This window comes from Pseudomonas sp. NPDC077451 (assembly GCF_044543345.1).
Taxonomy (GTDB): domain Bacteria; phylum Pseudomonadota; class Gammaproteobacteria; order Pseudomonadales; family Pseudomonadaceae; genus Stutzerimonas.
The window spans coordinates 77962-89913 of the sequence record NZ_JBITVX010000015.1 but is presented as its reverse complement, the minus strand read 5'-3'; the positions used below and the strand labels follow the sequence as shown (position 1 = coordinate 89913).

Sequence of the window (11952 nt, the reverse complement as noted above, 5' to 3'; positions counted from 1 at the left end):
ACCGTCCAAGGCCAGGGAGGCCAAGGACGGTGAAGATTTCCAAAACCCGGTATCCGGTGGATCGTAAGGCTGCTCCGCTTAAGTGAACAGCATTAGCCTCATCGGGCGCGGTTTTTTTTGCCATGTCTAGTTAGCGAGCCGACTGGCTGGCCACATCATTCGGCGCACGGCCATATACGTCGTCCAGACGCTCGATGTCATCCTCGCCCAGATAGCTGCCCGACTGGACTTCGATAATTTCCAGCGGGATTTTGCCAGGGTTGGCCAGGCGGTGAATGGACGTCACCGGGATATAGGTGGACTGGTTCTCGGTTAGCAGGAACGTCTTGTCGTTGCAGGTCACCTGGGCGGTGCCAGAGACGACGATCCAATGCTCGGCGCGATGATGGTGCATCTGCAACGACAGCTGCGCACCCGGATTGACGCAGATCCGCTTGACCTGGAAGCGACCACCCATATCGACCGAGTCGTACCAGCCCCACGGGCGGTAAACGGCGCAGTGGTTCTGCGTTTCGGAGCGGTTCATGGCGTCGAGCTTGTTCACCAGCTTCTTGACGTCCTGGACCTTGTCCTTGTGAGCGATCATGGTCGCGTCTTTGGTCTCGACGACTACGATGTTATCCAGGCCGACTACGGTTACCAGCTTGCCGTTACCGTGAACCAGGCAGTTGCGGCTGTCTTCGACGATCACGTCGCCTCTGGTCACGTTACCGTTTTCGTCTTTTTCCAGCACATCCCAAAGCGATGACCAGGAGCCAACATCGCTCCAGCCTGCCGACATGGGCACGACGCATGCCAGTTCGGTTTTTTCCATTACCGCGTAGTCAATGGAGTTGTCCGGACAGCAGGCAAAAGTGGCTGGATCGATCAGCAGCTCTTCGCCGTTCTTGATACTGCGCTCCAGTGCAACCCAGCAGGTGTCATAGATATCCGGATCGTGCTTCTTTAGCTCGTCTAGGAAAACGCTGGCACGGAACAGGAACATGCCACTGTTCCAGTAGTAGTCGCCGGAATCGACGTATTCCTGAGCGCGCACTTCATCCGGCTTTTCAACGAACTCTGTGACGCGGTTGACGCCTTCTGGCAGCCCGTTACGTCCCTCGTGATCGCATTTGATGTAGCCGTAGCCGGTTTCCGGGCTGGTGGCAGGGATACCGAACAGGACCATGCCACCATTTTCGGCTGCATTGGTCGCCAGGGCTAGGGAGCGCTGGAAGGCTTTATGGTCTTCGATGACGTGATCGGCCGGCAGCACCAGAAGCAACTCGTCGCGGTCATCGGCAAGCAACTTCATCGCCGCAATGGCAATTGCCGGAGCAGTGTTGCGGCCGAACGGTTCAAGCATGAGGCCCTGGGTTTGAAGCTTGCGTGCGGCCAATTGCTCTTTGACGATGAACCGGTGTTCCTTGTTACAGACCAGCAGGGGCGCTTGCATGCCTTCGAAGGCTAGGCGCTCGATCGTCTGTTGAAACAGTGTCTGCTCCGCCGTAAGGGCGAGGAACTGTTTGGGGAATGCCTTCCGCGAAAGAGGCCAGAGTCGAGAACCGCTGCCGCCTGAGAGGATGACCGGAATCATGTTGTTTCTCCTGAATCGTTGAGAAGGGGAAGTTCTTCTTGTCCATGTGGGCGGCCAGAGGTCTGTGCTCGCCATACGCTTCTTGGTCGGGCCTTCAGGTGCCGCGTGCCGTCAAGTTCAGTTGTCCTACAGGACCACTGTTTTCGGGGCGAACTGCGTGCTCCGAGCCTGAATGTGGGAGGTGCTGCCTGGTAGTCGATGGGCGCCGCACTTGATATTGCGGAGCTGATAGCGGTTCCGGGGTCGACGCCTGCGAGCGTCTGAATAATCTTGAGCTGGCAGGTGGGCATGCCGTTCAGCTGCGCTCTATCTGCCTGAGGCTGATGCGCCTGATAGTCGTTGATAAGTACCGACACTGCGCTGATCCGGCCCGTCTGTTCTCTCTTGAACACGCCCGGCGACCTCACGGATCTGCCTTGGCTGACACGCTGAAAACCTTGTTTTGAATTCCACTGCACGTTCATGTGCGACGTCCCTTTCCGCCTGGAAATGCCGGTACGCGCTTATGATTGCAGGTGCCTTCGGATAGTTCCCCGCTGGCGTGCCGTCGATCGGGGAGTTTTTGACGGGGGCAGAGGATGCGACAGGTTGCTGGCGCTGTACGCTGTGATTGGCGGGCGGGTTCAGCTCTGGTGTGGAGGGTAGATCGCGTCTGGAGGCGCGATGGCTGGGCTCCCCCCGCCAGGACAGCGAAGGGGGCACGGCCAGCTGGATGGAGTCAGCCTTGAGCGTCTCGCAGAAATACCAGATGATCGGGCGATGAACTGTCAGGGCAATAGCGATAGCCGTCATAGTCAAAGCTTGTCAGCTGTTCGGGTTTCTTGATGCGTTCCTTGATCACATAGCGGCTCATCAAACCTCGGGCTTTCTTAGCGTAGAAGCTGATGATCTTGTATTGGCCGTTCTTCATATCCTTGAAGTCGACATCGATCACCCGCGCATTCAGCGCCTTGCGTTTCACGGCGCCGAAGTACTCGTTGGAAGCCAGGTTGAGCAAGACGTCGTCCCCCTGTGCGGCCAGTGCTTCGTTGAGCCATTCGCTTATCCGTTCGCCCCAGAAGGCGTACAGATCCTTGCCGCGAGGGTTAGCCAACTTCGTGCCCATCTCCAGACGATAGGGCTGCATCAGATCCAACGGTCGCAGGACGCCGTAGAGCCCGGACAACATGCGGAGGTGGCGCTGAGCGAAATCGAGATCCTCTTCAGAGAAGTCGTTGGCGTTCAGGCCGGTGTAAACATCGCCCTTGAACGCGAGGAGCGCCTGCTTGGCATTGCCCGGTGTAAAGGCCGCGTCCCAACTGCCATAGCGCGCCACGTTCAGCGCTGCGAGCTTGTCGGATAGGTGCATCAATTCGCCGATTTGCTGAGGCGACATGTCGCGCAACTGGCTGATCAGCGCCTGCGCGTGGTCCAGGTGTTCGGGCTGGGTGAAGCGTTCGGTCGTCGGTGGGGTGTCGTAGTCCAGAGTCTTGGCTGGGGAAATCACCATCAGCATGCAACGGTCTCCTTTAATGTCCGCGGATTCTAGGCGGTATAGCCGTTGTCGCTCCAGCTATGGCCTCGATTAGTTGTTGACCTTGACTCGGGGCGAGGGGGCACGCTCTTCTGTGATTTGACGAAGGAGGACACATGACCGACTGCAACCACTCGCACTGGCAGCCCTCGCACGATTATCGTCCTCTTGAGAAGGGCGCAGAAAAACAGACCTGGGCTGTTGTGCTGCTGACGGGCTTGGCCATGGTCGCCGAAATCGTCGCTGGCTATTGGTTCAACTCGATGGCTTTGCTGGCGGACGGCTGGCATATGGCATCGCATATGGTGGTGATTGGCATGTCGGCGATCGCCTACTTGCTCGCCCGACGCTATGCGTACGACCGGCGTTTCGCCTTCGGAACCTGGAAGATCGAGGTGCTGGCAGGTTTTGCCAGCGCTGTATTGCTGGTCATGGTGGCCCTGCTAATGATTGGCGAGTCGCTGATGCGCTTCTGGACACCGGCCCGGATCGGTTTTGACGAGGCGCTATGGGTAGCGGTGATCGGTTTGTTGGTGAATATGCTGTCCGCCTGGCTGCTACGCGACCAGCCCCACCATCATGGCCACGATCACGATCACGATCATTCAAGCGCGCCAGGAAAGGACTTGAACCGCCATGCGGCTTTCATTCACGTGTTGACTGATGGCCTGACTTCAGTCGCTGCGATTATGGCCTTGCTGGGCGGCAAATACTTCGGCTGGGGTTGGCTAGATCCGCTGATGGGCATCATCGGTGCGATCGTGATCCTGATCTGGGCCAAAGGCTTGTTGCGTGAAACGACAAAGGCGCTGCTGGATCGAGAAATGGACGATCCGCTGGTGCGGCGGGTGCGGGAACGGTTGGAGCAACTGCCGGATACCGACGTGACCGATCTGCATTTATGGCGAGTCGGGCGTGCGCAATACAGTTGCATCGTCAGTGTTGTCACTCATCAGCCGTATTCGGCCGATCGTTACAAGGCTCAGCTGGCTGAGTTTCCAGAACTGGTACACGTGACGGCGGAGGTGAACAGGTGCGGCGAAAACGCACAGGGTGATTAGCGAGACTAATCCTGGTTTCGGGCTGCGCCAAGCGCTATTCGTCGTTCCGATAAAAAAACGTCATCAGTTTGAAAAAGACTTTTTCCTGTCATCTTTTTTGCGGTATTACCTGAAGCAAGACCGCCGAAACCTGCACTCACAGGTGGCGGCCTCTGGGTGGCCCCAAGCCCCTGCCACCCAAGTCCGCTCACCTTGCGCACGGTGGTTCTTTCTGCGGCGGAGCGCTTTGGCTCTCCGTCGATCCGGCTCCGAAAAGGTGATCGCGTATGGATGACTACGGCAGACCCCGCGCAACTCAGCCCACCCTTTACGTTCTTGATACCAACGTTCTGATTCACGACCCCAACGCGCTGTTGAACTTCCAGGAGCATCAGGTCGCCATCCCGATGACCGTGCTCGAAGAGCTGGACCAGCTCAAGACCGGCAAGCACAGCGTGGCTGCAGAGTGTCGACAGGTGATCCGCCTGATCGACAAGGTGCTGGGTGACGCTACCCCCGAAGAAGTTGAACTTGGTGTCCCCATTCAGCGTGAAAAAAGCGGCCCGTGCGGCAGCCTGTCGATCCTGATGAGCAAAGTCGCCGATTCAAACGGGCTTCCAGAGGACCTCAACGACAACAAGATCATCAATCAGGTCGTCGATCTGCAGCGACGCAGCGCGGGCGTTCCGGTGGTGTTGGTCACCAACGATATCAACATGCGGCTCAAGGCGCGTGCCTGCGGCGTCGCCTCGGAGGATTACCACACTGACAAACTGGTCGACGACGTCGGGCAGTTGTCCCGCGGGTATCACAGCCTCAGCGGGTCGTTCTGGGACAGGGTCAGCAAGGTCGATACCCATCAGGGGCATGGCCGCACCTGGCATCGGGTTCAGTTGATCGACAACTTGCCCGCCGTGCACGTCAACGAATTCATTCTCGATGAGCAAGGTTTCGTTGGCTGGATCAAGGGCATCAAGGCCGACGAATTGCTATTGCTCGACATGCATCAGGAGCCCTTGCTCCACCAGGAAGCCTGGGGGCTGCGGCCGCGTGATATCCATCAGGCGTTGGCGCTCTTTGCACTGCTCGACCCGGATATTCATCTGGTCAATCTGTCGGGCGCAGCGGGGTCGGGCAAGACAATCCTGGCCCTGGCGGCCGCCATCGAGCAGACAGTGGTGAGTAAGCGTTACCGCCGCATCATTGCCACGCGCAGCGTGCAGGGCCTGGATGAAGACATCGGTTTCCTTCCAGGCACCGAGGCGGAAAAGATGGAGCCGTGGCTGGGTGCGATCACCGATAACCTCGAAGCGCTGCACATGGACGACGAGAGCACTCACGGCAGCGTCGATTACATCCTGCAAAAGGTTCCGCTGCAGTTCAAATCCCTGAACTACATCCGCGGACGCAGCTTCCAGCAGAGCCTGATCCTTATTGATGAATGCCAGAACCTGACGCCGCACCAGATGAAGACCATCATCACCCGGGCCGGCAGCGGATCGAAGGTGGTCTGCCTCGGTAACCTGGCTCAGATCGATACGCCGTACCTGTCCGCGACCAGCTCGGGGCTTACCTACCTCACCGAACGATTCAAGGACTTCCCGCACGGGATGCACATCACTTTGCAGGGCGTTCCTCGTTCGGTCCTGGCCGAGTACGCCGAGGCCCATATGTAGTAACACTGCTGGAGGCTGGAGTTAGCAGCTCCAAGCAATCAAGGCCTAGAAGGAAGCGATGGCACGGGCTCGCTTCCAGCTTCCAGCTTCCAGCTTCCAGCTGAGCTAAACTGCGGGACCTCACAGTCTCAGCAGGATTAGAAATGCTCACGCACCTCGATTCCCAAGGGCGGGCCAACATGGTCGACGTTACTGCCAAGGCCGTCACGGCGCGCGAGGCGGTTGCGGAAGCCAAGGTTCGCATGCTTCCCGAAACCCTGCAGATGATCCAGCAAGGCGGGCATCCGAAGGGCGACGTCTTCGCGGTCGCCCGTATCGCTGGCATTCAAGCAGCAAAAAAAACTCACGAACTGATCCCCCTCTGCCATCCCTTACTGTTGACCAGCATCCGGCTCGACCTGCAGCCGGAAGGCGACGATTGCGTGAGGATCGAGGCGCGCTGCAAGCTGGCGGGCCAGACCGGTGTGGAAATGGAAGCTTTGACCGCTGCGAGCGTCGCAGCGCTGACGATTTATGACATGTGCAAGGCGGTCGACAAGGGCATGGTGATCGAGGGTGTTCGACTGTTAGAAAAACTGGGCGGCAAGAGTGGTCACTGGCAGGTGCCAGCATGATCCAGGTGCAGTTTTTTGCGCGTTATCGTGAGGCTCTGGGCCGTGATTCCGAACAGTTGGAATGGGACGCCTCCTGGCAACAGGTCGACGACCTGCGCTTGCGACTGCTGGAACGCGGGGCCGAGTGGGCGGTGCTTGGTGAGCAGAATCTGATGTGCGCGCGCAATCAGGAGCTGTGCAGCCTCGACGAGCCACTCGCAGACGGCGATGAAGTGGCGTTCTTTCCCACCGTGACGGGAGGCTGACCATGGGCGTACGAGTCCAACAGAGTCCATTCGACCCTGGCGTCGAGCTCAATGCCTTGCATGCGGCCAATCTCGGTATTGGTGCGGTCACCTGTTTCGTCGGCTACGTACGTGATTTCAATGAGGGTCGCGATGTTGCTGGAATGTTCCTCGAGCATGCCCCGGGAATGACCGAGAAGGCGCTGCAGAAGATCATCGACGAGGCCGCTGGGCGCTGGCCGCTGCTCAGGTTGGAGATTCTGCATCGAGTAGGGCGCTTGGAGCCGGGGGAGCCCATCGTGTTTGTCGGTGCCGCCAGCGCTCACCGCGAGGCCGCTTTTGATGGGTGTCGGTTCGTCATGGATTACCTGAAGACCCGCGCGCCTTTCTGGAAAAAGGAAGACACCCCGGAGGGAACACGCTGGGTCGAAGGTCGCTGCAGCGACCGGGATGCAGCCGATCGCTGGCAACAGGGTCCGACCGACTAGCCGAATGCGAGCCAGGATCCGTAGACCAGACTCTAGGTGCATAAAAGGCGAAGCCGGGTCCTGCTTCGCCTTTTTGTTTTCTGCGCTTAGCGCTTGGGTGGGACAGCTGCCAGCAGCTCAGCAGGCGGCATTTCGCAGCTGATCGTTCGACCCAGCAATGCCTCGATCGCCGGCAGGGCGAAGGAATCGTCTTCCCCGGCAAAACTGATCGACGTGCCGCTGGCCCCGGCCCGGCCGGTCCGGCCGATGCGGTGGACGTAGTCGTCGGGGACTTCCGGCAGGGTGAAATTGATCACGTGGCTGATGCCATCGACATGAATCCCGCGGCCGGCGACATCGGTGGCAACCATCACGCGAATCTTGCCTTCGCGGAAACCTTCCAGTGCTCGGATGCGCTTGTGTTGGGGAACATCGCCTGACATTTGAACAGCGCTGATGCCATCGCGGGTAAGGCGCTCCTCAATGCGACGCACCTCATCCTTGCGGTTGGCGAAGACCATCACGCGGGTCCAGTCGTTCTGGGTAATGAGGTTGTAGAGCAACTTGTATTTGTCGCTGCCTGCCACGGCATACACGTGTTGTTCGACTGTGTCGCTGGCCACGTTGATCGCTTCAATCTCGACGATGGCCGGGTCCGTGGTCCACTGCTTGGCCAGATTCATCACGTCTTCGGTGAAAGTGGCCGAGAACAGCAACGTCTGGCGTTCGCTCTTGGGGGGCGTCTGGCGAATGATCTGGCGGACCTGAGGAATGAAGCCCATGTCCAGCATGCGATCCGCTTCGTCGAGCACCAGCACCTCAACCATATCCAGGTGCACTTCGCCGCGCTGATTGAAGTCCAGCAGGCGTCCGGGCGTTGCTACCAGGATGTCGCAATAGCGGGACTCGAGCGCCTTGAGTTGCTTGTCGAAGTCCATGCCGCCGACAAAACTCATGACGTTCAAACCGGTGTATTTGGTCAAGTTCAGCGCGTCATTAGCAATTTGCACGACCAGCTCACGAGTCGGCGCGATGATCAGGGCACGTGGCTCGCCCATGTATCGATCCGCAGGTGGTGGGGTTTGTAGCAGCTGAGTGATGGTCGAGATCAGGAACGCGGCGGTTTTGCCGGTGCCGGTCTGGGCCCGGCCAATAGCGTCGCGGCCTTTGAGGGTAAAGCCGAGAACCTGAGCCTGGATCGGTGTGCAATAAGGGAAGCCAAGGTCGTGAATGGCGTGCATAAGCCCGGGGGCGAGCTTGAAGTCATGAAACCGGGTCTTGCCTTCGGCTGGCTCGACTGCGAAATCTTCCAGCTTCCAGAGTGGCGCCGGCGGGGCGGCAGGCTTGCTTGCCCGTTCACGGCGCGGCCTGGGGCTGGCCTTGGGGGCATCATCCTGTTGCGTTTTGGTCTTTTCGTAGTACGCCGGGTCGCTGGCGCCCTGGTGTATTGAGGTGCTGATTTCAACTTCGGTGGTCGCAGGCTGATTCGAGCCTTTGCCAAACATCTTCTTTAGTGCTTTGAGCACGGTCTTCTCGTCTGTGTCTTGTAAGGTTTGCTCGCCAGTGTAATGCAAGAAGCAGATACGGCGAAGACTTGCTCAGGGATGGTCGGTCGCAGCGCTGTTTCAACCGCAGACGCGATTTCGGCCCAGTTCCTTGGCTCGGTAGAGAGCGCGATCAGCCTCGTTGATGAGGCTGTCCAGATCATCGTTCAATCGCATCGGTGCTACGCCAATCGATATGGTCACTCCCGGCAGTAAGCCGATGGGCGAATGGAACGAGGCGACGTCTTCAAGGCTGCGACGTAGCCGTTCTGCAACGTTTCGCGCATCTTCGATGGTCATCTCGGGCAGCAGTACCACGAATTCTTCGCCGCCATAGCGCACCAGGCTGTCGGCTGGGCGCAGCAGTTTGCCGAGTGTGTTGACCACCAGGCAGAGCGCATGATCGCCCGCCAGATGCCCAAGTTTGTCGTTGTATTCTTTGAAGCGATCGACGTCGAGCATCAGGAGCGAAAGTGGTTGGCCGCCCAGTGCGCAGCGGGCGCTCTCGCGACCGTAGATATGCTCCAACCAGCGGCGATTGAACGAGCCGGTCAGCTTGTCGATATTGGCATTTTGCTCGCTATTGATGATCAGGCGGTCGCTCAGGCGCACACGCTGGCAAAGCAGTTCAGCCAGGTTCTGCATCAGCTGTGGCGAGCGAGTCAGCAACTGCATCGAACGTCGATGCACACGCAGCAGGACCGAGTCCTCCAGGGCCAGTACGTAGGCCGATGGGGGCAGATCGTCCATGAAACTGATCTCACCAGCGCAGTCGCCGGGGCCGATTGCGCGAACTGGGCTGCCTTCTAGCGAATCCAGATGGACCGCCAGTTCGCCGCCAAGAACCAAATAGAGATAGTGGTTATGTACATGCGGCGATAGCAGAATTTCGCCAGGTACGGCCGTGCAGGGCTCGAAGACTTCCTGCAACAGGCGCAGACAGGGTTCGTCCACTCGGTCTAGCAGGCGCGCCTGTCTGAGGTGCTGCATTTCTACCCGCCAGCTGGCCGGGTTCATGGCTGCACAATCCGCTCGGATGACATCCTCGTCATGACTATCGCACGCATCCCTTCAAGGCTGGCTAGGTCGGCTTCTGCTGGCCGCGATGCAACACTACAACGGCAGGCGCATCGAGTTTTGTTCTACCCATGCCAAGCGTAGCTGTAATCACCAACCAGGACAGGCGCGCAGCGTCACATTTTTTCTTTGCAGTCGGTCAACTATCGCTAAGGGCATCAATCCAGCCGAGCGGCCAACCATTCGCCGATATCGCGAATTTCCTCGGGTATCACCTCGTGGGCCATCGGATAGTCCTTCCATTGTGCCTGCACCTGGTTCTGTATCAGGCAGTCATAGGCGGCACGCCCCATTGCCGGCAGCACGACATCATCCCTCGCACCGTGTAGCGCCAGTACCGGAAGCGCGGCCTGCAATGGCGACAGCTTCAGGTCCGGATTGAAGGTCGGTGCGTAGGTGGAAAGGGCGATGACACCGCCCAGAGGGCCGGGCCAGCGCAGGAAGGCTGTGTGGTAGACGACTGCACCGCCTTGGGAGAAGCCGGCCAGAAAAATGCGGGCGGGATCGATGCCACTGTCGCGCTGTGCCTCGATCAGGTCGATCACGCTTTGCGCTGACTGTTCCAGTTGCGCTTGGTCGATGGCGCGAGCGGGGCTCATCGCGAGGATGTCATACCAGCTCGGCATGGCCCAGCCACCATTAATAGTGACCGCGCGAGTCGGTGCCTGGGGTAGCACGAAGCGTGTCGTCGTCAGCCGTTGCTGTAACGCTTCGGCGACTGGCTGGAAGTCGTAGCGGTCGGCGCCGAGGCCGTGCAACCAGATGACGCACGCGTCGGCGGTAGTTGCGGGTTCGATGATCAGCGGGTCACTCATGTTGGGCTCCGTTCGGGCGGCACGCGCCAGGTTGGTGCGGGCGCAGAGAGAAAATGCAGCAATCTGCGGCGAGGTTACCTTTACTGAGCTCGGCAATGAAGCGCACGGCGGCCCGTAAGGGGCTTTCAGGGTTCTGGTACGCTGCTTGCTTTGTCTGATTTGCCCAATGCGCCGGAAGTCATCGGCACTTCTGCAAGCGGCGTGTAGGGAGGAGTTGCTGATAATCAAACGGCGGCTAGACTGAGGTCAGTTTCTTCTTCGCCTCCTCGAAAGGTATCGAGCGGCAGCCTGTGATCCAGGCGGAAGACTCTGACCACAAGAATAAAAGCAAACTGGAGGTTTCGATGATAAGGGTTAAATCCACACTGGCCGTGCTTGGTGCCGCGACACTTTTGGGCGCAAGCGGCTTGGCTCAGGCAGGGGCGACTCTGGACGCGGTGAAGAGCAAGGGCTTCGTGCAATGCGGCGTCAGCGACGGGCTACCTGGCTTTTCCTACACCGATGCCAAGGGCGAGTACAAGGGAATCGACGTGGATATCTGCCGTGCCGTTGCGGCTGCGGTGTTCGGCGATGCGAGTAAGGTCAAATACAGCCCACTGACCGCCAAGGAGCGCTTCACGGCGCTGCAGTCCGGTGAAGTCGACATGCTGTCGCGTAACACGACCTGGACCAGTTCGCGTGATGCTGCAATGGGGCTGAACTTTACTGGCGTGACCTACTACGACGGGCAGGGTTTTCTGGTCAACAAAGCGGTCGGTGTTTCCAGCGCCAAGGAACTCGACGGCGCGACCGTCTGCATCCAGGCGGGCACTACCACCGAACTGAACCTCTCCGACTACTTCCGCGCTAACAACCTCAAATACACCCCGATCACCTACGACACTTCCGACGAAAGCGCCAAGTCGCTTGAGTCAGGGCGTTGCGACGTACTCACTTCTGACCAGTCCCAGCTTTACGCCCAGCGCATCAAGCTGGCCAAGCCGGACGACTACATCGTATTGCCTGAGGTCATCTCCAAAGAACCACTCGGGCCGGCCGTGCGTCAAGGCGATGAAGAATGGTTCGATATCGTTCGCTGGGCATTGTTCGGAATGATCAATGCGGAGGAGCTGGGTATCACTTCGGCCAATGTCGAAGAGAAGGCGAAGAACACTAAGAATCCTGACGTGGCTCGTCTCTTGGGCGCCGAAGGTGAATACGGCAAGGATCTGAAATTACCTAAGGATTGGGCGGTTCAAATCGTCAAGCAAGTCGGCAACTATGGCGAAGTGTTCGAGCGCAATATCGGTTCAGGTAGCGAGCTGAAGATCGAGCGCGGCCTGAACGCGCTTTGGACCAATGGAGGTCTGCAGTACGCACCCCCAGTGCGTTGACCGAGCTGGGTCGGCGCTCTGCCGACCTTGTTT

11 protein-coding genes are annotated in these 11952 nt (G+C 58.9%); 6 read left to right on the top strand and 5 right to left on the bottom strand.

Annotation, left to right across the window (positions count from 1 at the left end; all coding sequences use genetic code 11):
- Window positions 1-130: 130 nt before the first annotated feature.
- Together ACIGHL_RS19465 and yaaA are read right to left on the bottom strand one after the other, a co-directional pair.
- Window positions 131-1576 carry a mannose-1-phosphate guanylyltransferase/mannose-6-phosphate isomerase gene (locus ACIGHL_RS19465; protein ID WP_128121554.1) on the bottom strand — a complete coding sequence of 482 codons (1446 nt, stop codon included), beginning with the start codon at window positions 1574-1576 and terminating at the stop codon, window positions 131-133.
- A 718-nt stretch (window positions 1577-2294) separates the two neighbouring features.
- Window positions 2295-3071: a peroxide stress protein YaaA gene (yaaA, locus tag ACIGHL_RS19460; protein ID WP_128121553.1), complete on the bottom strand. Its 777-nt coding sequence runs from the start codon at window positions 3069-3071 to the stop codon at window positions 2295-2297.
- 134 nt (window positions 3072-3205) lie between these two features.
- On the opposite strand from yaaA, the gene dmeF reads away from it, so the two are divergent.
- From dmeF to moaE, 5 genes are all read left to right on the top strand, one after another.
- Complete coding sequence (gene dmeF, locus ACIGHL_RS19455; protein ID WP_128121552.1) at window positions 3206-4150, top strand: CDF family Co(II)/Ni(II) efflux transporter DmeF; 945 nt, start codon at window positions 3206-3208, stop codon at window positions 4148-4150.
- A gap of 266 nt (window positions 4151-4416) precedes the next feature.
- Window positions 4417-5805: a PhoH family protein gene (locus tag ACIGHL_RS19450; RefSeq protein ID WP_128121551.1), complete on the top strand. Its 1389-nt coding sequence runs from the start codon at window positions 4417-4419 to the stop codon at window positions 5803-5805.
- 143 nt (window positions 5806-5948) lie between these two features.
- Window positions 5949-6419, top strand: a complete 471-nt coding sequence (moaC, locus tag ACIGHL_RS19445) for a cyclic pyranopterin monophosphate synthase MoaC (RefSeq protein WP_064481699.1) — start codon at window positions 5949-5951, stop codon at window positions 6417-6419.
- Entirely contained in the window at window positions 6416-6664 is a 249-nt protein-coding gene (locus ACIGHL_RS19440; protein WP_128121550.1) for a MoaD/ThiS family protein, read from the top strand. The genes moaC and ACIGHL_RS19440 overlap by 4 nt, the downstream gene beginning before the upstream one ends.
- A gap of 2 nt (window positions 6665-6666) precedes the next feature.
- Window positions 6667-7131: a molybdopterin synthase catalytic subunit MoaE gene (gene moaE, locus ACIGHL_RS19435; RefSeq protein WP_128121549.1), complete on the top strand. Its 465-nt coding sequence runs from the start codon at window positions 6667-6669 to the stop codon at window positions 7129-7131.
- Between the two features lie 86 nt (window positions 7132-7217).
- Here moaE and rhlB read toward each other — a convergent pair whose 3' ends face one another.
- The 3 genes from rhlB to ACIGHL_RS19420 all read right to left on the bottom strand — a co-directional run bounded on the left by rhlB (window position 7218) and on the right by ACIGHL_RS19420 (window position 10546).
- Complete coding sequence (gene rhlB / locus ACIGHL_RS19430; RefSeq protein ID WP_128121548.1) at window positions 7218-8636, bottom strand: ATP-dependent RNA helicase RhlB; 1419 nt, start codon at window positions 8634-8636, stop codon at window positions 7218-7220.
- Between the two features lie 99 nt (window positions 8637-8735).
- On the bottom strand, window positions 8736-9671 hold the full coding sequence (locus ACIGHL_RS19425; protein WP_128121547.1) for a GGDEF domain-containing protein: 936 nt from the start codon (window positions 9669-9671) through the stop codon (window positions 8736-8738).
- Between the two features lie 218 nt (window positions 9672-9889).
- Window positions 9890-10546, bottom strand: coding sequence for an alpha/beta hydrolase (locus ACIGHL_RS19420; protein WP_128121546.1), 657 nt, complete (start codon window positions 10544-10546; stop codon window positions 9890-9892).
- Between the two features lie 344 nt (window positions 10547-10890).
- On the opposite strand from ACIGHL_RS19420, the gene ACIGHL_RS19415 reads away from it, so the two are divergent.
- Window positions 10891-11919: an amino acid ABC transporter substrate-binding protein gene (locus ACIGHL_RS19415; RefSeq protein ID WP_045429453.1), complete on the top strand. Its 1029-nt coding sequence runs from the start codon at window positions 10891-10893 to the stop codon at window positions 11917-11919.
- The last annotated feature ends 33 nt before the right edge of the window (window positions 11920-11952 follow it).